Here is a 19,535-nt window from a genome sequence, read left to right as displayed (position 1 = left end):
GCGTGGGCCGACACCGAATGCGTCCGCCGCCTGCCGCGATGGCGCCGCGCCCATCACGATCTCCGGGCAGGAGATGGTGGTGGGCGAGCCTGGGCGCGCACCCCGCCCTCGCCCGGCTGACCGCCCTCCGCTACGTGGAAGCCCTCTCCACCGCACTCTCAGGCTGAGCCGTCCGGCCAGGCCCGCGGGGCCTGGCCGGACGCGCCGGTCAGCGGTTCTTGAACTCGGGCGGGCGCTTCTGGAGCGTGGCCGTCATGCCCTCCGCGAGGTCCTCGCTGAAGAAGGCGAGCGTCTGGACGGCCGTCTCCGCCATGAGCTGGCGGCGCAGGCCGGGGGCGTCCAGGGACGCGTTGAGCAGTTCCTTCGTGCGGCGCAGGCCGTACGGGGACTTGGTGAGCAGTTCGTCGGCGAGCGCCTGCGCGGCCGCCCGATCCCCGCCCTCGGGCGTGATCTCGGTGATCAGGCCGAGCTCGTCGGCGCGGGTCACGTCCAAGCGCTGGGCGCGGTAGGACAGCTCCGCGGCCTTGGCCGGACCGATCATCCGGGGCAGCAGCCAGGACAGGCCGCAGTCGCCGGCCGACAGGCCGAGGTCCGTGAACGGGATGACGAACCGGGTGGTCGGGTCGGCGACCCGCAGGTCGCTGGCGAGCGCCCAGGACACGCCCATGCCCGCGACCGGGCCGTGCAGCGCCGCGATCACCGGCTGCGGGATCTCCCGCAGCCGCGCGGTGACCTCGGCGCCGCGCGCGATGCCCCGGTAGAGCCGCTGGACGCGGCCCTCGGCGGCCTCACCGCCCGGGTCGCCGCCCTGGATGTCCATGCCCGAGCAGAACCCGCGGCCCTCGCCGGTGAGCACGACCACGTGGGTGGACGCGTCGCGCGCCAGCTCGTTGAGGGCGTCGAGCATCTCCTCGGTCAGGGCGCCGTCGACGGCGTTCAGGCGCTCCGGCCGGGACAGGGTGAGGGTGACCACCCCGTCCCGCCGGTCGAGCTTGATCCCGCCCAACGGCTCAGGAGGTGAGCTGCTGGATCAGGGGGCCCATCTGCTCGCCCACGTTCCTGTACACGGTCAGCGGCTCGTTCGCGCTGATCGCGGCCCAGTTGTCCCGGACGTCCTCCACCGACAGCGTGGTGTTCTGGCCGTAGCCGGGGCCCTCCGCGACGAAGATCTTCGCGATCCGGCCGCCGCCGACGGTGTAGACCTCGCCGGAGTCCTCGTTGGACTCGTGCACCAGCCACGCGACGAGCGGCGTCACCTGGTCGACGCCGAGCTTGCCGGCGAAGTCGGCGGGCAGCAGGTCCTCGGTCATCCGGGTCCACGCGACCGGGGCGATCGCGTTGGCCTTGATGTTGTACTTCGCGCCCTCCTGGGCGAGGGTCTTGGTGAACCCGACCAGGCCCATCTTGGCGGTGGAGTAGTTGGCCTGGCCGAAGTTGCCGAACAGGCCCGCCGGGGACGAGGTGTTCACGATCCGGCCGTAGCCCTGCTCGCGCAGGTGCGACCAGGCGGCGCTGGACACCAGGAACGAGCCGCGCAGGTGGACGGCGATGACCGCGTCGAACTCCTCGACGGACATGTTCTTGAACGACTTGTCGCGCAGGATGCCGGCGTTGTTGACGACGATGTCGACCTTGCCGAACGCGTCCAGCGCGCTCTGGATCACGGCCTGCGCGCCCTCGGGGGTCGCGACGTTGTCGGGGTTCGCGACGGCCTCGCCGCCGTTCTTCTTGATCTCGTCCACGACCTCCTGGGCGGGGCCCGCGGAGGCGCCCACCCCGGACCGGTCGCCGCCGAGGTCGTTGACGACGACCTTGGCGCCGCGCGCGGCGAGCTCCAGGGCGTGCTGGCGGCCGAGGCCGTGGCCGGCCCCGGTCACGACCGCGACCCGGCCGTCGTAGCGCAGTTCCGACATTCGCATCTCCCTCACATCGAGACCTGGCCACCAGACAACCATCCGGGGCCACCGAGTGGTACCACTAAACCGAATCTCGCTCGGCCGCGCCGCACCGGGGTCCTCCCCGCGTACGATGAGCCGAGAGGGAAGTTGCGCTGAATGCCGCAATTCGCCGGAGTCTCCGCGTAGTCTCCAGCGAAGCCGCGAGGAGCAACGGAGGTCCCGTCCCGATGATCGCCGCCGCCGCGCCGGGCACCGGCCGCCGCCCCTACCGCGTCGTGCAATGGGCGACGGGCGCCATCGGACGCAGCGCCATCAGGGGCGTCCTCGACCGCGACGACATGGAGCTCGCCGGCGTCTGGGTGCACAGCCCCGCCAAGGACGGCGCCGACGCCGGGGCCCTCGCCGGGCGCGCCCCCGTCGGGATCGCCGCGACCCGCGACCTCGCCGACATCCTCGCGCTCGACGCCGACTGCGTGATCTACGCCCCGAGCCCCGTGCACGACCGGTTCACCGAGCTCGGCACGATCTGCGCGCTGCTGGCGTCCGGCAAGAACCTGATCTCCCTCAGCGGCCTGGTCTACCCCCGCGCGCACGGCCCGCAGTTCGCCGGCGAGCTGGAGCAGGCGTGCAAGCGCGGCGGGACGTCCGTGCACGGCAGCGGCGTCAGCGGCGGCTTCATGGCCGACGTCATGCCGCTCGTGCTGTCGCGGCTGTCGCGGCGCATCAGCCACGTCTACGCCCGCGAGTGCTCCGACTTCGCCCGGCACCCGTCCTGGCGGATGGTCCACGAGATGCTCGGCTTCGGCAAGACCGAGGAGGAGTACCGGCGCGCGCTGCGGCCGAACCGGGCGGCGATGCGCGCGCAGTTCGCCGAGAGCCTGCACCTCGTCGCGGCCGGGCTCGGCGTCGACCTCGACGAGATCGACGTGGACGTCGACTACCGGCTCGCCGGCACCGACCTCGCCACCGCCGCCGGGCCGATCCCGCACGGCACCGTCGCCGCGGCCCGCTGGACGTTCAGCGGGCTCGCCGGCGGCCGCCCCGTGATCACCGTCGAGGTGGTGCACAAGGCCGACGCCGCCCGGATGTCGGACGAGTGGGGCCGCCCCGGCTACTCGCTGCGCGTGGACGGCCGCCCCGCGCTGACGCTCGCGGTCGACCAGGACTGGGCGTCCGACGTGATCTCCGCCGCGTCCGCGCACGCGCTGAACTCCGTCCCGGCCGTGTGCGCCGCCGAGCCCGGGATCCGCACCTACCTCGACCTGCCGATGATCAGCGGCCGGATGCACATCTGAGCCCTGCGGAATTCGGAGCCCTGCGGATTTCCGAGCCCTACGGAAGCGTCCGCGCGGGCTCGGACTCCGCCGCGTCGGACTCCACGGGTCCTGCCTCCGCCGCCTCGGACTCCGCCGCCTCGGCCTCGGCCTCCTCGCGCGCCTCCTTGCGGCGCTTGCGGACGCTCCACACCGCCAGCCCCACGACGGCCGCCACCGCGAGCCCGATCGCGAGGCCCCGGCCCGCCAGCTTCGCCGCGTGCTCGAACGCCGCGCCCGCGAAGTAGCCGCCGAGCGTGAACGTCACCACCCAGGTCACGCCGCCGATGACGTTGAACAGCAGGAACTTCGGATACGGCAGCCGCGAGCTGCCCGCCAGCGCCGGCATCAGCGCCCGCAGCAGCGCGGTGAACCGCCCGATGAACACCGCGAACGCGCCCCGGCGGCGGATCAGCTCCTGCGCGCCGTGGACCTTCGCCCGGTGTTTTCGCATGACCTTGACGTCCAGCAGCCGCGGCCCGTACCGGCGGCCGATCTCGTAGCCGACCGAGTCGCCCGCGACCGCCGCGACCACCGCGATGGCGAGCAGCACCGGCAGCGACAGCACGTCCTGGCTCGCGAGCACCCCGCCGACGACGATCGCGGTCTCGCCGGGGAACACGAACCCGACGAACAGCGCCGCCTCGGCGAACACCAGCGCCGCGATGATCAGATAGATCGTCGCGGGCGGCAGCCCGTCCACCAGGGCGTTGAAGTGTTCGAGCATGGACCCCCGCCATCTCGTCTGCGCCTGGACAGGTCGCGGCCGTTTCGCTTCGGCCACCGACGGTTATGGTAGCCGCGGGGACCCGTCCCCGAACCGGCCGCGAGGACGAGGATCCGGACCGGCCCATCGGCTGTGCGGAGGAGGCGCCGTGAGCGTGCAGGAGGTCGAGGGAGGCCGGTTCGTCCGGCAGGCCAACCGGTTCACCGACCGGATCACCGCGGACGGCTCGTCCGGATACCCCGCCGAGCCCGGCCGGTACCGGCTGTTCGTCTCCTACGCGTGCCCGTGGGCGCAGCGCACCCTGATCGTCCGGCGCCTGCTCGGCCTGGAGGACGCGATCAGCGTCGCCGTCGTCGACCCCATCCGGGACGAGCGTGGCTGGCGGTTCCCCGACCGCGACCCCGTCACCGGCGCGGTGTTCCTCTCCGAGCTGTACCTGGCCCGCGACCCGTCGTTCCAGGGCCGCTACACCGTCCCCTGCGTCTGGGACACCGAGACCGGGCGCCTGGTCACCAACGACTTCCCGAACATCACCACCACGTTCGAGACCGAGTTCACCGCCCTGCACCGGCCCGGCGCGCCGGACCTGTACCCCGAGGCGCTCCGCCCGCGGATCGACGAGCTGAACGACCTCGTCTACAGGACGGTCAACAACGGCGTCTACAAGGCGGGCTTCGCCACCTCCCAGGACGCCTACGAGGAGGCGTTCGACGCCCTCTTCGCCACCCTCGACCAGCTCGAAGAGCGCCTCTCCACGAGCCGCTACCTGTTCGGCGACGACGTGACCGAGGCCGACGTCCGCCTGTACCCGACCCTGGCCCGGTTCGACGCCGTCTACCACGGCCACTTCAAGTGCAACCTGCGCCGCATCGCCGACTACCCGAACCTGTGGGGCTACGCGCGCGACCTGTACTCGATCCCCGCGTTCGGCGAGACGACGAACTTCGACCACATCAAGCGCCACTACTACGTGACGCAGCGCAACATCAACCCGTCCGGCGTCGTCCCCAAGGGCCCGGCCATCGACTGGACCGCTCCCCACGACCGGAACCGCTGACCCCATCACCTCGTTATGCTGGCGGATCTCCACCAATCCGCACGAAAGGCATGCCCGACCATGCGCAGCCAGTTCTTCGGCAACCTCGACCAGGGCCAGCAGCTTCCCGGCCACTTCGCCCTCCAGAACTCCAAGATGCTCCGGGTCCACCTGAACGGGGACGTCCTGGCCCGGCAGGGCTCCATGGTCGCCTTCCAGGGCCAGATGGAGTTCGACTATGAGGGCGCCGGCGGCATCGGCAAGTTCATGAAGAAGGCCCTGACCGGCGAGGGCGTCCCGCTGATGCGCGTCAAGGGCCAGGGCCTGCTGTTCGTCGCGAACGACGCCGACGACATCCACCTGTTCTACCTGGAGAACGAGGGCATCACCGTCAACGGCAAGAACATCCTCGCCTACGACTCGCACCTGCAGTCCGACATCCAGCGCGTCCAGGGCGCGGGCATCGCCGCGGGCGGCCTGTTCAACACCACCCTCCAGGGCACCGGCTGGGTGGCTCTGACCACGCACGGCACGCCCGTCATGCTCGACTGCGGCCGCGCCCCCACGTTCGCCGACGGCCAGTCCGCGGTCGCGTGGAGCACCAGCCTCCAGGTGGGCGTCAACCGCACCTTCAAGGCGGGCGCCCTCATCGGCCGGGGCAGCGGCGAGGCGATGCAGCTCGCCTACCAGGGCCAGGGCTTCGTCCTGATCCAGGCCAGCGAGGGCCCCACGGTGGCCCCCCACACCCACTGAGCAAGCCAAAACCAACAACCAGCAGCCTCAGAGCCACCCCAGCACCACGAGCAGACCGCAAGACGATCGTCCGTAAGCCGAGGCCGCAGCGACCGGAGCGTTGCGATCGCGTGCGAAGCCAGGTTCAAGCGAAGCGAGAACCTGATCGCGAAGCGAGCCGCCAGGCGAGCCGGAGCGATGCAGCGATCGCCGCAGTGCCCGTGGAAGGAAGGGCCGCCAGGCCCGACCGCCGAGGGCAATGCAATAAACACGGTAGCCTGGGGTGCGTCTCAGAACTCACCTGCGAGCTGCGGAAGAGGGCGATCTCCGCCGTGTCGACAGAGTCGTCGCAAACAAGTGCCGACCCAAAGATCACAGATTTCGGCGCCAACGAGTGGCTGGTCGACGAGCTGTACCAGAAGTACCTCGAAGACCCGAACTCCGTTGACGAAGCCTGGTGGAACTTCTTCGCGGACTACCAGCCGGACAGCCGGCCGTCGTCCGCGACCCCCGCGTCCCCCCAGGCGCCGACCGAGAGCGCGGCCCGCGCGGCTGTGAACGGCACCGCGGCCGCTCCGCCGACACCGCAGCGCCCGGTGGCTCCGCCGACGGCTCCCGCGAAGCCGGCGCCGAAGGCGGCGGAGAAGCCCGCGCCCCCGCCGGTGCCGGCGGGCGCGGAGGAGGTCCGGCTGCGCGGTGTCGCGGCCCGGACGGCCACCAACATGGAGGCCAGCCTCGGCGTGCCGACGGCGACGAGCGTGCGGGCCGTCCCGGCGAAGCTGCTGATCGACAACCGCATCGTCATCAACAACCACCTGAAGCGCGGGCGCGGCGGCAAGGTCTCGTTCACGCACCTGATCGGGTACGCGATCGTCAAGGCGCTCGCGGCGATGCCGGAGATGAACGCCGCGTTCACCGAGGTGGACGGCAAGCCGGTGCTCGTCCGGCCGGAGCACGTGAACTTCGGGCTGGCGATCGACCTGCAGAAGGGCGACGGCTCCCGGCAGCTCGTGGTGCCGAGCATCAAGGCCGCCGAGACGCTGGACTTCCGCCAGTTCTGGGCCGCCTACGAGGAGATCGTCCGCAAGGCCCGCGGCGGCAAGCTCACCCTGGAGGACTTCCAGGGCACCACGATCAGCCTGACGAACCCGGGCACGATCGGCACCGTCCACTCGGTGCCGCGGCTGATGCCCGGCCAGGGCACGATCATCGGCGTGGGCGCGATGGAGTACCCGGCGGAGTTCGCGGGCGCGTCCGGCGAGACGCTGTCGCGCATGGGGATCAGCAAGGTCATGACGCTGACCTCCACCTACGACCACCGGATCATCCAGGGCGCGCAGTCCGGCGACTTCCTGCGCCGGATCCACGAGCTGCTGCTCGGCGAGGACGGCTTCTACGACGAGATCTTCGAGGCGCTGCGCATCCCGTACGAGCCGGTGCGCTGGGTCAAGGACATCTCCGCCACCCACGAGGACGACGTCGCCAAGGTCGCCCGCGTGCACGAGCTGATCCACGCCTACCGGGTCCGCGGCCACCTGATGGCCGACACCGACCCGCTGGAGTACAAGCAGCGCCGGCACCCCGACCTCGACATCCTCAAGCACGGCCTCACCCTGTGGGACCTGGAGCGCGAGTTCGCGACGGGCGGGTTCGGCGGCAAGCCGACGATGAAGCTGCGCGACATCCTCGGCGTGCTGCGGATGGCGTACTGCCGGACGGTCGGCATCGAGTACATGCACATCCAGGACCCGGAGGAGCGCGCCTGGATCCAGGAGCGCGTGGAGGTCCCGCACGACAAGCCGTCGCGCGAGGAGCAGCTGCACGTGCTGCGCCGGCTGAACAGCGCCGAGGCGTTCGAGACGTTCCTGCAGACGAAGTTCGTCGGGCAGAAGCGCTTCTCGCTGGAGGGCGGCGAGTCGGTCATACCGCTGCTGGACTCGGTGATCTCGGCGGCGGCGAAGGACAACCTGGACGAGGTCGTCATCGGCATGGCGCACCGCGGCCGGCTGAACGTCCTCGCGAACATCGTCGGCAAGTCCTACGGGCAGATCTTCGGCGAGTTCGAGGGCAACCTCGACCCGCGCAGCGCGCAGGGCTCCGGCGACGTGAAGTACCACCTCGGCGCGTCCGGCGACTTCACGGCCAGCGACGGCTCCAAGATCCACTGCGAGCTGGTCGCGAACCCGTCGCACCTGGAGACGGTCGACCCGGTGCTGGAGGGCGTCGTCCGCGCCAAGCAGGACGTGCTGGACGTCGGCGAGGCCGGCTTCACCGTGCTGCCGGTGCTGATCCACGGCGACGCCGCGTTCGCCGGGCAGGGCGTGGTGGCCGAGACGCTGAACCTGTCGCAGCTGCGCGGCTACCGCACCGGCGGCACCGTGCACGTCATCATCAACAACCAGGTCGGCTTCACCACCGCGCCGGAGTACTCGCGCTCCAGCGTCTACGCGACCGACGTCGCGCGGATGATCCAGGCGCCGATCTTCCACGTCAACGGGGACGACCCGGAGGCGTGCGCGCGGGTGGCGCGGCTGGCGTTCGAGTACCGGCAGACGTTCAAGAAGGACGTCGTCATCGACATGGTCTGCTACCGGCGGCGCGGCCACAACGAGGGCGAGAACCCCTCGTTCACGCAGCCGCTGATGTACGACCTGATCGACGCGAAGCGCTCGGTGCGCAAGCTCTACACCGAGGCGCTGATCGGCCGCGGCGACATCACGGTGGAGGAGGCCGAGCAGGCGCTCCGCGACTACCAGGAGCAGCTGGAGCGGGCCTTCACCGAGACCCGCGAGGCGGCGAAGAAGCCCCTGGAGCCGGGTTCGGTCGTGAAGCCGGACGTCGAGGAGCGCATCCCGATAGACCACGGCAAGGCCGGGACGGCGATCCCGCAGGAGACCGTCAAGCGGATCATCGAGACGCAGGTCAGCCTGCCGGAGGGCTTCACCCCGCACCCGCGGCTCCAGCCGATCCTGCAGCGCCGCGCACAGATGATCGAGGACGACGCGATCGATTGGGCGACCGGCGAGCTGCTGGCGATGGGCTCGCTGCTGATCGACGGCCGCCCGGTGCGGCTCGTCGGCCAGGACACCCGGCGCGGCACGTTCGGCCAGCGGCACGCGGTGCTCGTCGACCGCAGGACCGGCGAGGAGTACACGCCGCTCAAGCAGTTCGGGCAGGGCGTGTCGAAGTTCTACGTGCACGACTCGCTGCTCAGCGAGTACGCGGCGATGGGCTTCGAGTACGGCTACTCGATGACCCGCCCGGACGCGCTGGTCTGCTGGGAGGCCCAGTTCGGCGACTTCGCCAACGGCGCCCAGTCGGTGGTGGACGAGTACATCTCCTCCGGTGAGCAGAAGTGGGGCCAGCACTCGGGCGTCGTGCTGCTGCTGCCGCACGGCTACGAGGGCCAGGGGCCCGACCACTCGTCCGCGCGGATCGAGCGGTACCTGCAGCTGTGCGCGCAGGACAACATGACCGTGGTGTACCCGACCACGCCGGCGAACTACTTCCACCTGCTGCGCTGGCAGGTGCTGTCGGGCCGGAACAAGCCGCTGATCGTGTTCACGCCGAAGTCGCTGCTGCGGCTGAAGGCGGCGACCTCGCCGGTCGAGGAGATCACCGGCGGCGCGTTCCAGCCGGTGATCCCGGAGAGCGACCCGGCGATCGACCCGGCGGGCGTGCGGCGGGTGCTGCTCACCACCGGCAAGATCTACTACGACGTGGTGAAGGCCCGGCAGTCGGCGGGCGCGAACGACACCGCGGTCGTGCGGGTCGAGCGGCTGTACCCGCCGCCGGTCGACGAGATCAAGGCGGAGCTGGCCAAGTACCCGGCGGACGCCGAGGTCGTGTGGGTGCAGGACGAGCCCGCGAACATGGGCGCCTGGCCGTTCATGGCGCTGAAGCTGCCGCACCACATCGAGGGGCTGAGGATGTCGCGGGTGTCGCGCCCGGCGTCCTCGTCCCCGGCCGTGGGGTCGGCGAAGCTGCACCAGGCCGAGCAGGAGGCGCTGCTGGCGCGGCTGTTCGGCGAGCAGAAGTAGGCGGAGGGACGCAGACCCGAGGGCTCCGGTGCACCGCGCCGGAGCCCTCGGCGTCCCGATGGCGGAACGCGCAGAAAGAAGACCACCTGCCCATGTACTTCACCGATCGCGGCATCGAGGAGCTGACGGACCGGCGCGGCGCGGAGGAGGTCAGCCTGACGTGGCTGGCCGAGCGGCTCCGCGAGTTCGTCGACCTGAACCCGGAGTTCGAGACCCCGGTGGACCGCCTCGCCACCTGGCTGGCCCGGCTGGACGACGATGACGACGACTGACTCTCGCGCGATACGCGATATGTCTTGACTTTTCCGTGACGCGACATATCGTGTTTACTGACGGTGGAGCCGGACGAAGGGCATCGCGATGTCGCGCTGGACGATCGAGGAACCGACCACCCTGGACTTCGACGGCGTGGTCGCGCTGCGCATCACGCTGATCGCGGGCAGCGTCTCGGTGCTCGCCTCCGACGAGCGGCCGTCCATCATGGTCGGCGACGTCGAGGGCCCGCCGCTGGTGGTCACGCACGAGGCCGGGATGCTGACCGTCACCCACGAGAAGCTGTGGGAGGGCGTGCTGACCTGGCTGCGCACCCACAAGGCGCGCGCCGCGATCACGGTGACCGTCCCGCACGACTGCCCGGTCTCGCTGAACCTCGTGTCGGCGGACGCCGTGGTGACCGGCATGACGACCCGCACGTCCATCAAGAGCGCCTCCGGCGACGTGACGCTGGACGGGGTGGCCGGCGCGATCGACGCCAACACCGTGTCCGGCGCGATCGAGGCGCAGGGCCTGGACGGGACGGTCTCCTTCACCTCCGTCTCCGGCGACCTGGCCCTCGCCGGCGCCACCGTCGACCGGCTCGGCGCCCGCACGGTCAGCGGCCGCATCGCCGCCGACCTCGCCCTCGGCGCCGACAGCGCGGTCGACGTGAACACCGTGTCCGGCGAGGTGGCGCTGCGCGTCCCCGAGTCCGCCGGCGCGCAGGTCACGCTCAGCTCCGCCGCCGGGCGGATCGAGACGTCGTTCCCCGAACTCGGCCGGCAGGACCGCACGATCGCGCAGAGCGTGACCGGCAAGCTCGGCGACGGCGCCGGCCGGCTCACGGTCAACACCGTGTCCGGCGCCGTCACCCTGCTCGGCCGCGACGACCCGGAGATCACCACCGGCCCCCGAATGGAGAAGTGAGACGTGAGCCCCGTTTTCGGCCACGGCAGGCTGCGGCTGTACCTGCTGAAGCTGCTGGAGGAGAGCCCGCGGCACGGCTACGAGGTGATCCGGCTGCTGCAGGACCGCTTCCTCGGGGTCTACTCGCCCTCCCCCGGCACGATCTACCCGCGGCTGGCCCGGCTGGAGTCCGAGGGCCTCGTCACCCACGAGGTCGTCAAGGGCAAGAAGGTGTACTCGCTGACCGACAAGGGCCGCGAGGAGCTGGAGCGCCGGATGGACGAGCTGGCCGAGCTGGAGGAGGAGATCTCCGCCTCGGCGCAGGAGTTCGCCCGCGGCGTGCAGGAGGACGTCCGGCAGACCGTCCGGACGCTGCGCGAGGAGCTGACGCAGGCCGCGCGGACGATGCGCGACCAGGGCAAGACCACGTCCAAGGAGGCGTGGAAGGAGACCACCGAGCGGCAGAAGGACGAGTGGCGCCGCCAGAAGGAGTACTGGCGCGAGCAGAAGCAGGCGTGGAAGGAGGAGTGGCGGCAGAACTGGGACGACGCCTGGAAGACGGCGACCGGCACCCGCGAGGACGTCGCCCGCCTCAAGCTGGAGCGCCTGCTCCGCACGTTCGTCGAGGACGTCCGCAAGTCGGCGCAGAAGGCCCGGCTGGACGACGACGGGCTCGCCGCCGCGCAGGCCGTCCTGGACGAGGCGCGCGAGCGGCTGCGGAACGAGGTGTTCCGCAAGAAGCCGTGACCGGGGCGGGCCCCGGCCACGGCTCCCGCCTCACGGCGTGAAGACGATCTTGCCGAAGAGGTCGCCCTCCGCCATCGCGGCGAACCCCTCGCGGGCCCGGCTCAGCGGCAGCGTCCGGTCGATCAGCGGCTTCGTGCCGGTCTTGACCAGGAACCGGGCGAGCCGCTCCAGCTGGGCCCGCGTCCCCATGGTGGAGCCGACCACCGACAGCTGCAGGAAGAACACCCGGTTCAGCTCCGCCGGCGGCACCTGGCCGCTGGTCGCGCCGGACACCACGATCCGGCCGCCGGGCCGCAGCGACTTCAGCGAGTGCGACCAGGTCGCCTGCCCGACGGTCTCGATGACGGCGTCGACCCGCTCGGGCAGCCGCGCGCCGGACTCGAACGCGGCGTCCGCGCCGAGCTCCTCGGCCCGCTTGCGCTTGGCCTCGCTGCGGCTCGTCGCGTAGACCCGGTACCCGGCGGCCGACGCCAGCGCGATCGCGGCCGTCGCCACGCCGCCGCCCGCGCCCTGCACGAGCACCGACGCCCCGGGCTGCAGCTCCGCCTTGTCGAACAGCATCCGGTAGGCGGTGAGCCAGGCCGTCGGCAGGCAGGCCGCCTCCGCGAACGACAGCTCGGCGGGCTTCGGCACGAGGTTGCGGCGCGGCACCGCGACCTTCTCCGCGAGCGTCCCCGGGTGCACCTCCGACAGCAGCGACCGCTTCGGGTCGAGGGTCTCGTCGCCGCCGCCCCGGTCCGGGTCGCCGATCACCGAGTGGACGATGACCTCGTTGCCGTCCTCGTCCACCCCGGCGGCGTCGCAGCCAAGGATCATCGGGAGCTTGTCGGCGGGCAGGCCGACGCCCTTCAGCGACCACAGGTCGTGGTGGTTGAGCGCGGCGGCCTTCACCGTGACGGTCGTCCAGCCGTCCGGTACCTCGGGATCGGGCCGCTCCCCCAGCGTCAGCCCGTTCAGCGGATTGTCTGCGTCGATCTGCGTGGCCGTGACAGCGAACATGAACCGACACTAACCGTGCCGGGGTCCGGCGCCACCGGCGGGGCCCACCCCTTCCGGCGGGGCGGGACGCTCCACGACAATTCGTCCATGCGCATGCGGGTGTTACTCCTCACGAGTCTGGTGCTCACGTCGGCCTGCACCGGGCAGGCCGACGGCGGCGACCGTCCCACCGCAGCGGCCTCGAACCGTCCCGCCACCACCGCGACCGGCACCCACGCCGCGCCCGGCACCCCCGCCACCGCCGCGCCGGGCAGCCTCGCCAACCCGCGGATCATGAACTGCGCGAACCGCAACGCCTGGTTCCCCGAGGAGCGCTCCGGTCCCGTCAAGGCAGGCCCGGACGACCTGGTCGTGGAGCCGCTGCTCATCCCGGGCCTGCGCGGCTGGGCGGACGCCGACCCCGTCCGCTACGGGAACCAGGGCCGGTACAAGGTGGGCGTCGTGGTGCGCGCGGGGAAGACGGCCACGCTGTCGATCCCGGCCGAGTACCGGGAGGCGGCCGGCCTGCTCTACAGCGATGCCGCGCGCGACGCGCGCACCCCGGCGGAGGCCGACCACGCGATCACGTTCAGCGCGTGCGCCGGCCACGACACGCCGTTCCCCGGCATGCTGTTCGTGCCCCGGCGGCAGCGCGTCCCGCTGATCGTCCAGCCCGCGGGGAGGCAGCCGACCCGCGAAGTGGTGTCGTTCTTCGCGGGCCGCTGAACCGGCCGTGACCGCTACAGGACCTTGGAGAGGAAGTCCCGGGTGCGCTGGTGCTGCGGGTTCGCCAGGACGTCGCGGGGCGTGCCCTCCTCGACGACGACACCGCCGTCCATGAAGACCAGGGAGTCGCCGACCTCGCGGGCGAACCCCATCTCGTGGGTGACCACGACCATCGTCATGCCGTCGAGCGCGAGCTGCTTCATCGTCTCCAGCACCTCGCCGACGAGCTCGGGGTCCAGCGCGGACGTCGGCTCGTCGAACAGCATCAGCGCCGGCTCCATGGCCAGCGCCCGCGCGATCGCCACCCGCTGCTGCTGCCCGCCGGACAGCTGCGAGGGGTAGTTCCGCACCTTGTCACCGAGGCCGACCCGGGTCAGCAGCGCGACGGCGCGCTCCCTGACCTCCGCCTTCGGCTGCTTCTTCACCCGGCACGGCGCCTCCATGACGTTCTCCAGCGCCGTCATGTGCGGGAACAGGTTGAACCGCTGGAACACCATGCCGATCTCGCGGCGCTGCGCGGCCACCTCCCGGTCGCGCAGCTCGTAGAGCTTGCCGCCGGACTCCCGGTAGCCGACCAGGTGGCCGTTCACCCACAACCGCCCGGCGTTGATCTTCTCCAGGTGGTTGATGCAGCGCAGGAACGTCGACTTCCCGGACCCGGACGGCCCGACGACGCACATCACCTCGCCCGGCTTGACCTCCAGGTCGATGCCCTTCAGCACCTCCAGCCGGCCGAACGACTTGTGCACCTTCTCGGCCTTGACCATCAGCGCGCCCGGATCCGTCATGCGATTTCCTTCCTGCCCGCGCCGAGGCCCTTCGCCGGGCCCGCCGCCGCGGCCCCCCGGGAGAAGTGCCGCTCGATGAAGTACTGCCCCACCAGCAGGAAACTGGTCAGGATCAGGTACCACATGCAGGCCGCGACCAGCATCGGAAAGACCTGGAACGTCCGGCTGCCGACCGCTCTGAGCTGGAAGAACAGCTCGTTGGTGACGGGGACGAAGGCGACCAGCGAGGTGTCCTTGAGCATCGCGATCGTCTCATTGCCGGTCGGTGGGATGATCACCCGCATCGCCTGCGGGAGGACGATCCGCCGCATGGTCTGCATCCGGGACATGCCGAGCGCGCAGGCGGCCTCCTCCTGGCCGGGGTCCACCGACATGATGCCCGCGCGCACGATCTCCGCCATGTAGGCGGCCTCGGACAGGCTCAGCGCGAGGAGGCCGGCCATGAAGCCGGTCAGCAGCGTGCGCGCGTCGACGGTGAAGAGGGTGGCGTCCATGTCGACGCCCATGAGGTCGCCGAGCTGACCGGCGAAGGGCACCCCGCCGATGCGGTAGTGGGCGTACAGGATGCCCATGTTGCCGAACAGGATCGCCAGCACCAGCCGCGGCACCGCCCGGAAGAACCAGGTGTAGAGCCAGGCGACCCCGCTGAGCACCGGGTTCGGCGACAGCCGCATGACCGCGATCACGATGCCGAGCGCGATGCCCAGCACCATCGAGAGCACGGTCAGCAGGACCGTCGTCCGGACGCCCTCGATCACGTTCGGGCGGAACGCGTTGTCGATGATGAACGACCACTGGAACTGCTTGTTGGTCACCAGCATGTGGACGAACATCGCGGCGAGCACCGCGATGACCGCGATGGCGGCCCAGCGGCCCGGGTGCCGGACGGGGACGGCCCGGATGTTCTCGGGCCGCTCCCCCTCCGGCGCTTCCTTCGTCAGATCGGCCATGAGGTCACGGGTTCACGGCGGAGTCGGTGATCGCTCCGGCCTGGACGTTCCACTTCTCGAGGATCTTCTTGTAGGTGCCGTCGGCCTGGAGGGCCTTGGTGGCGCCCGCGATGGCCTCGGCGAGCTGCGTCTGGTCCTTCTTCACCACGAACCCGTACGGGGCGGCCTCGTAGATGTCGCCGAGCAGCTCCAGTTGGCCGTTCGTCTGCTTCACCGCGTAGGCGATGATCGGCGAGTCGGCGAGGCCGGCGTCGTCCTTGCCGGACACGATCGCCGCGGTCGCCTCGTCCTGCCCCTGATACTGGTCGATCTTGATGGCGGGCTTGCCCGCGTCCTCGCACGCCTTCGAGCGCTTCTGGATGTCCTCGACCTGCACGGTCGCCTTCTGCACGGCGATCTTCTTGCCGCAGGCGTTGTCGGGCTGGATGCCCGCGGGGTTGCCCTTCTTGGTGGCCCACTGGGTGCCGGCGTTGAAGTAGCTCACCATGGTGACGGCCTTCTTGCGCTCGTCGTTGATGGTGAACGAGGAGACGCCCGCCTCGTACTTGCCCGACTGCACGCCGGGGATGATGTCGTCGAAGCCGCTGCTCACCCACTCGGTCTTCAGGCCGAGCTTGCCCGCCACCGCGTCGAACAGCTCGCGGTCCCAGCCGACGACGGTCTTGCCGTCGGTGTCGAGGAACTCGTTCGGCGCGTAGGACGAGTCCACGCCGATGAGGATCTTGCCGTCCGACTTGATCGCGTCGGGGACCATCGCGGCGAGCTTGGCGTCCGGGCCGCCCGATGCGGTGATCTTCGGGCCGGCGCCCGTCTCGTCGTCCTTCTTCTCACCGCAAGCCGAAAGCGCGAGGGCGCCCGTCAGCACAAGCGCGCCCGTCAGAATGCCGTGACGTCGCAGAGAACCGGTGATCACTGGTCCCCCTCCACATGGTTGCGTCGGATCCGTGTAGATCCGAAGGTCAGGTGCACAGTTTGGCGCACAACCTCCCTGATCTGGATAAAGGGTCCGAAACAATCACGCAACGAGGTAGCGCTGGAAGGGCGCGTCTACCTGTTCTTCACCCACGGTGTGCTACTGACCGGCTACATGTGGCGACCGTCACGTGACGGTCAACACCCACCCCGGCCACCGGGCGGCCCGGACCCCGTGTGGCACAATCGGACAACGGGTGACCCCCGTACGTCGCGAGATGACCACCCTGGTGAGGCCACCAAACACCACCACCGCGGCGGCATCGCAAGAAAGCCAACTTTCACTGACAGGGGTCGCTGTGGCTGCTGAGCCCATTCACACCGAACCGCCCTCGCTGGAGGACGATCCGGCGTTTCCGCTGCACCGCGGCGGGAAGCTGGAGATGCGGTCGACCATCCCGGTCCGCAACAAGGACGACCTATCGCTGGCCTACACCCCGGGCGTCGCCCGGGTGTGCACCGCCATCGCCGACAACCCCGACCTGGCCTACGACTACACCTGGACGTCCAGGGTCGTCGCCGTCGTCACCGACGGCACCGCCGTGCTCGGCCTCGGCGACATCGGCCCCGCCGCGTCCATGCCGGTCATGGAGGGCAAGTCCCTGCTGTTCAAGGAGTTCGCCGACGTCGACTCGGTGCCGATCGCGCTGAGCTGCACCGACGTGGACGAGATCGTCGACACGGTGACCCGGATGGCACCGAGCTTCGGCGGCATCAACCTGGAGGACATCAGCGCCCCCCGCTGCTTCGAGATCGAGGACCGGCTGCGCGCCGCCCTCGACATCCCGGTCTTCCACGACGACCAGCACGGCACCGCGATCGTCGCGCTCGCCGCGCTGAAGAACGCGGCCCGCTTCGTCGGCAAGCCGCTGTCGGAGCTGCGCGCGGTCGTCGCCGGCGCCGGCGCGTCCGGTATCGCCGTCTCCAAGATGCTGATCGAGGGCGGCATCGGCGACATAGCGCTGTCCGACAGCAAGGGCCTCATCCACGAGGGCCGCGACGGCCTGAACCCGGTCAAGGAGCGCATCGCCGCGATCACGAACCGGTCGCACCTGAAGGGCTCCACCGAGGAGGCGCTGCGCGGCGCCGACGTGTTCATCGGCCTGTCCGGCAGCACCGTCCACGAGTCCTGCGTCGCCACGATGTCGGAGAACGCGATCGTCTTCGCGCTCTCCAACCCGACCCCCGAGGTCCACCCGGAGGTCGCCCGCCGGCACGCCAAGGTCGTCGCGACCGGCCGCAGCGACTACCCGAACCAGATCAACAATGTGCTGGCGTTCCCGGGCATCTTCCGCGGCGCGCTGGACGTCCGCGCCCACACCATCACCGAGGGCATGAAGCTGGCCGCGGCGAACGCCCTGGCCGACATCGTCGGCGACGACCTGACCGCCGACTACATCATCCCGAACCCCTTCGACGACCGGGTCGCCCCGGCCGTCACCGCCGCGGTCGCCGACCAGGCCCGCCGCGAGGGCGTCAACCGAATCTGACCCGCCGCCGGCCCGTGCTCCCCAACGAGCACGGGCCGCCGGGCCGTCAGAGCGCCCGCCGAGGCTCCTCATCGAGAAGGCCGCGTCCGCCATGAACGCGCCTCTGCCTCCTGTACTCCAGCGGAACCTCGCCATGCTCACGCTCGTACTCCGCCACCAGCTCTCGGGCCGGCAACTGGGACGCAAGAGAGGGTGAAGTGTCCGCCCTTCACCGGTTCGGGGCAGGCGTGAACAGGGCCGACTTCATTCCCGAGCGGATCTGGATACGACCGGAAGGAGAGCGGCTACGGCCGCCCGACCGTGCTGACGATCCGGAATTGTGGGCGGAGCACGTCGCCGCTGAGGAGTCGGTGGTCACCCAGGTCAGCCAGGACGCGAACGGCATGCTCTGGCCGACCTCCTCGTCCTCGGCCCTCCACACCATGCGGCAGATGATCGACGCGGCAGAACTGGTGCCAGACCTGAACGTCCTGGAGATCGGCACCGGCACCGGCTACAACGCGGCGGTCATGGCCGACCTCGGCGTCCGCGTCACCACGGTGGAGATCGACCCGAAACTGGCCGCCGCCGCATCGGCCGCCCTGGAGCGGACGGGCTTCGCCGACCGTGTGACCGTCGTCAACCGCGACGGCGAGCAGGGCGCACCCGAGCGAGCGCCCTTCGACCGCGTGATCGTGACGGCGGCGGCACGCACGATCCCGTACACGTGGGTCGAGCAGACTCGCCACGGCGGCCGTCTCGTGGTCCCCTACTCGGGCCCCGAATGCGCGGGGGCGCTCCTCGTGCTGGACATCGCGGGAGGGACGGCGACCGGACACGCGGTAGGCGACGCCTTCTTCATGCCGCTGCGGGGTCAGAAGCAGCCGCAATCGATCCTGCGGGCAGAGCGCGCACCCGACGCACTTCGCAGACTCCGTATCACCGTCACCCGGACCGGCCAGGACGTCGCCTTGACTCCCTCCGCGTGAGGGTAACGGGCCCGCTCGCGTCCTTACTCGAACGGTGCGTGGCAGTCTGCAGGTCATGGAGCTGAGAACCCCGCGGCTGCTGCTACGCGAGTTCCGCGCCGAAGACCACGCGGCCGTTCACGCCTTCGCCGGCGATGCCGAGGTGACTCGCTACACCGACTGGGGCCCCAACAGCACGCAAGACACCACCGCGTTCCTGACCGAGGTCGTCCAGGACGCCGATGCCCTCCCCGCCACCGGTTCGGACTCGCCGTGGTCGAGCAGGAGCAGGGCACTCTCATTGGAGCGATCGAACTCCAGGTCACCAGCACGTCCCACCGGCGCGCAGAGCTGGGTTACGTCCTGCACCGCCAGTGGTGGGGACGCGGGTATGCAGGCGAAGCCGCCGCCGCTCTGCTCCGCTTCGGCTTCGACGACCTGGGTCTGCACAAGGTCTCCGCCACCTGCGACCCCCGGAACAAAGCGTCGGCCCGCGTCCTGACCAAGATCGGCATGCGGCACGAGGCCCATCTCCGCGACCACCTGCACCTGCGGGGCCGGTGGCACGATCGCTTGCTCTATGCGGCCCTGTCCCAATAGCCATCGCCCGCTGAACGAAGACCGACCCCGGAACCCGCGAGATTCCGGGGCCTGCTCGCACTCCTCACTGCCCTGGCGACAGCCAGACCAGTTCCGCGGCCGTCCGCCGTGACGCGCACTCCGGGGTGAGCCACCGCCCGAACCCTCGCCCGCTCAGCGGCACGGTGGCGGCGGAACCGTCCGGCAAGGCGATCCAGTAGGCGAGGATCTCCTCCACAACCGCCTCGCCCTCAAGAGTTCTGCGCCTGGAATCTGTTGTAGGCATCGGGCGTGGTCTTGTGGAGGCCAGGTTTGGTCTTGTGGAGGCCAGGTTGTCGCAGAGCGGCTGCGGCGCCGGGCGGGGGCTGTTGCGGCATGCTGTCTATTATAAACATCTCCGAGCCCACGAGACCCTAAGAAATATCGTATGACGTCTTCTGATTGAAAAAAA

At 70.5% G+C, this 19,535-nt stretch carries 19 protein-coding genes and 1 pseudogene; 12 read left to right on the top strand and 8 right to left on the bottom strand.

The window, feature by feature from the left end:
• Positions 1 to 208: 208 nt before the first annotated feature.
• Positions 209 to 1,006 carry an enoyl-CoA hydratase/isomerase family protein gene (locus tag ETD96_RS20420; protein ID WP_138638067.1) on the bottom strand — a complete coding sequence of 266 codons (798 nt, stop codon included), beginning with the start codon at positions 1,004 to 1,006 and terminating at the stop codon, positions 209 to 211.
• A 4-nt stretch (positions 1,007 to 1,010) separates the two neighbouring features.
• On the bottom strand, positions 1,011 to 1,913 hold the full coding sequence (locus ETD96_RS20415) for an SDR family oxidoreductase (RefSeq protein ID WP_138638066.1): 903 nt from the start codon (positions 1,911 to 1,913) through the stop codon (positions 1,011 to 1,013).
• Between the two features lie 212 nt (positions 1,914 to 2,125).
• Here ETD96_RS20415 and ETD96_RS20410 point away from each other — a divergent pair, with 212 nt between their 5' ends.
• On the top strand, positions 2,126 to 3,193 hold the full coding sequence (locus ETD96_RS20410; RefSeq protein WP_138638065.1) for an NAD(P)H-dependent amine dehydrogenase family protein: 1,068 nt from the start codon (positions 2,126 to 2,128) through the stop codon (positions 3,191 to 3,193).
• A gap of 37 nt (positions 3,194 to 3,230) precedes the next feature.
• Here the strand turns inward: ETD96_RS20410 and ETD96_RS20405 are convergent, their stop codons facing one another.
• Complete coding sequence (locus ETD96_RS20405; RefSeq protein WP_138638064.1) at positions 3,231 to 3,938, bottom strand: DedA family protein; 708 nt, start codon at positions 3,936 to 3,938, stop codon at positions 3,231 to 3,233.
• A gap of 148 nt (positions 3,939 to 4,086) precedes the next feature.
• On the opposite strand from ETD96_RS20405, the gene ETD96_RS20400 reads away from it, so the two are divergent.
• The 6 genes from ETD96_RS20400 to ETD96_RS20375 all read left to right on the top strand — a co-directional run bounded on the left by ETD96_RS20400 (position 4,087) and on the right by ETD96_RS20375 (position 11,654).
• The gene (locus ETD96_RS20400; protein ID WP_138638063.1) at positions 4,087 to 4,995 is read left to right on the top strand and encodes a glutathione S-transferase family protein; all 909 of its coding nucleotides are present in this window, start codon (positions 4,087 to 4,089) and stop codon (positions 4,993 to 4,995) included.
• 60 nt (positions 4,996 to 5,055) lie between these two features.
• Positions 5,056 to 5,727 carry an AIM24 family protein gene (locus ETD96_RS20395; RefSeq protein ID WP_089328104.1) on the top strand — a complete coding sequence of 224 codons (672 nt, stop codon included), beginning with the start codon at positions 5,056 to 5,058 and terminating at the stop codon, positions 5,725 to 5,727.
• Between the two features lie 311 nt (positions 5,728 to 6,038).
• On the top strand, positions 6,039 to 9,746 hold the full coding sequence (locus tag ETD96_RS20390) for a multifunctional oxoglutarate decarboxylase/oxoglutarate dehydrogenase thiamine pyrophosphate-binding subunit/dihydrolipoyllysine-residue succinyltransferase subunit (RefSeq protein WP_138638062.1): 3,708 nt from the start codon (positions 6,039 to 6,041) through the stop codon (positions 9,744 to 9,746).
• A 92-nt stretch (positions 9,747 to 9,838) separates the two neighbouring features.
• Positions 9,839 to 10,018, top strand: coding sequence for a DUF6104 family protein (locus ETD96_RS20385; RefSeq protein ID WP_138638061.1), 180 nt, complete (start codon positions 9,839 to 9,841; stop codon positions 10,016 to 10,018).
• Between the two features lie 88 nt (positions 10,019 to 10,106).
• A complete protein-coding gene (locus ETD96_RS20380; RefSeq protein ID WP_138638060.1) occupies positions 10,107 to 10,928 on the top strand; it encodes a DUF4097 family beta strand repeat-containing protein in 822 nt (273 codons plus the stop codon).
• Between the two features lie 3 nt (positions 10,929 to 10,931).
• Complete coding sequence (locus tag ETD96_RS20375; protein ID WP_138638059.1) at positions 10,932 to 11,654, top strand: PadR family transcriptional regulator; 723 nt, start codon at positions 10,932 to 10,934, stop codon at positions 11,652 to 11,654.
• A gap of 30 nt (positions 11,655 to 11,684) precedes the next feature.
• On the opposite strand, the gene ETD96_RS20370 is transcribed toward ETD96_RS20375, so the two are convergent.
• Positions 11,685 to 12,653: a zinc-binding dehydrogenase gene (locus ETD96_RS20370; RefSeq protein WP_138638058.1), complete on the bottom strand. Its 969-nt coding sequence runs from the start codon at positions 12,651 to 12,653 to the stop codon at positions 11,685 to 11,687.
• 87 nt (positions 12,654 to 12,740) lie between these two features.
• Between ETD96_RS20370 and ETD96_RS44915 the strand changes: the two genes are divergently transcribed.
• Complete coding sequence (locus ETD96_RS44915; protein ID WP_171069132.1) at positions 12,741 to 13,358, top strand: hypothetical protein; 618 nt, start codon at positions 12,741 to 12,743, stop codon at positions 13,356 to 13,358.
• A gap of 14 nt (positions 13,359 to 13,372) precedes the next feature.
• Here the strand turns inward: ETD96_RS44915 and ETD96_RS20360 are convergent, their stop codons facing one another.
• Genes ETD96_RS20360 through ETD96_RS20350 form a run of 3 tightly spaced genes read right to left on the bottom strand, consistent with a single transcriptional unit; the run spans position 13,373 to position 16,009 of the window.
• A complete protein-coding gene (locus tag ETD96_RS20360) occupies positions 13,373 to 14,146 on the bottom strand; it encodes an amino acid ABC transporter ATP-binding protein (protein ID WP_274704631.1) in 774 nt (257 codons plus the stop codon).
• Positions 14,143 to 15,096 (bottom strand): amino acid ABC transporter permease, encoded by a 954-nt coding sequence (locus tag ETD96_RS20355; protein WP_138638057.1) that lies wholly within the window; start codon positions 15,094 to 15,096, stop codon positions 14,143 to 14,145. Before ETD96_RS20355 ends, ETD96_RS20360 begins: the two co-directional genes overlap by 4 nt.
• Positions 15,097 to 15,100: 4 nt before the next feature.
• On the bottom strand, positions 15,101 to 16,009 hold the full coding sequence (locus ETD96_RS20350) for an ABC transporter substrate-binding protein (protein WP_138638056.1): 909 nt from the start codon (positions 16,007 to 16,009) through the stop codon (positions 15,101 to 15,103).
• A gap of 358 nt (positions 16,010 to 16,367) precedes the next feature.
• Between ETD96_RS20350 and ETD96_RS20345 the strand changes: the two genes are divergently transcribed.
• The 4 genes and pseudogenes from ETD96_RS20345 (at position 16,368) to ETD96_RS45985 (ending at position 19,105) form a co-directional block, all read left to right on the top strand.
• Entirely contained in the window at positions 16,368 to 17,558 is a 1,191-nt protein-coding gene (locus ETD96_RS20345; protein WP_138638055.1) for an NAD(P)-dependent malic enzyme, read from the top strand.
• A 317-nt stretch (positions 17,559 to 17,875) separates the two neighbouring features.
• Complete coding sequence (locus ETD96_RS20340; protein WP_240807911.1) at positions 17,876 to 18,526, top strand: protein-L-isoaspartate O-methyltransferase family protein; 651 nt, start codon at positions 17,876 to 17,878, stop codon at positions 18,524 to 18,526.
• Between the two features lie 55 nt (positions 18,527 to 18,581).
• Positions 18,582 to 18,731, top strand: a pseudogene (locus ETD96_RS48165) (GNAT family N-acetyltransferase); the annotation flags it as partial.
• Entirely contained in the window at positions 18,686 to 19,105 is a 420-nt protein-coding gene (locus ETD96_RS45985; protein ID WP_274704632.1) for a GNAT family N-acetyltransferase, read from the top strand. The pseudogene ETD96_RS48165 and the gene ETD96_RS45985, both read left to right, overlap by 46 nt.
• Positions 19,106 to 19,169: 64 nt before the next feature.
• Here the strand turns inward: ETD96_RS45985 and ETD96_RS44910 are convergent, their stop codons facing one another.
• Positions 19,170 to 19,322, bottom strand: a complete 153-nt coding sequence (locus ETD96_RS44910; protein WP_171069131.1) for a hypothetical protein — start codon at positions 19,320 to 19,322, stop codon at positions 19,170 to 19,172.
• Between the last annotated feature and the right edge of the window lie 213 nt (positions 19,323 to 19,535).

The organism is Actinomadura geliboluensis (assembly GCF_005889745.1).
GTDB lineage: Bacteria > Actinomycetota > Actinomycetes > Streptosporangiales > Streptosporangiaceae > Spirillospora > Spirillospora geliboluensis.
Note: the sequence above shows the minus strand (reverse complement) of the source record. Positions and strands in the feature narration are given on the sequence as shown.

Excerpts from the sequence above, each read along its gene's own strand:
- ETD96_RS20415 (WP_138638066.1), bottom strand. The coding sequence starts at position 1,913 with ATGTCGGAACTGCGCTACGACGGCCGGGTCGCGGTCGTGACCGGGGCC.
- ETD96_RS20410 (WP_138638065.1), top strand. The coding sequence starts at position 2,126 with ATGATCGCCGCCGCCGCGCCGGGCACCGGCCGCCGCCCCTACCGCGTC.
- ETD96_RS20405 (WP_138638064.1), bottom strand. The coding sequence starts at position 3,938 with ATGCTCGAACACTTCAACGCCCTGGTGGACGGGCTGCCGCCCGCGACG.
- ETD96_RS20395 (WP_089328104.1), top strand. The coding sequence starts at position 5,056 with ATGCGCAGCCAGTTCTTCGGCAACCTCGACCAGGGCCAGCAGCTTCCC.
- ETD96_RS20385 (WP_138638061.1), top strand. The coding sequence starts at position 9,839 with ATGTACTTCACCGATCGCGGCATCGAGGAGCTGACGGACCGGCGCGGC.
- ETD96_RS20380 (WP_138638060.1), top strand. The coding sequence starts at position 10,107 with ATGTCGCGCTGGACGATCGAGGAACCGACCACCCTGGACTTCGACGGC.
- ETD96_RS20370 (WP_138638058.1), bottom strand. The coding sequence starts at position 12,653 with ATGTTCGCTGTCACGGCCACGCAGATCGACGCAGACAATCCGCTGAAC.
- ETD96_RS44915 (WP_171069132.1), top strand. The coding sequence starts at position 12,741 with ATGCGCATGCGGGTGTTACTCCTCACGAGTCTGGTGCTCACGTCGGCC.
- ETD96_RS20360 (WP_274704631.1), bottom strand. The coding sequence starts at position 14,146 with ATGACGGATCCGGGCGCGCTGATGGTCAAGGCCGAGAAGGTGCACAAG.
- ETD96_RS20355 (WP_138638057.1), bottom strand. The coding sequence starts at position 15,096 with ATGGCCGATCTGACGAAGGAAGCGCCGGAGGGGGAGCGGCCCGAGAAC.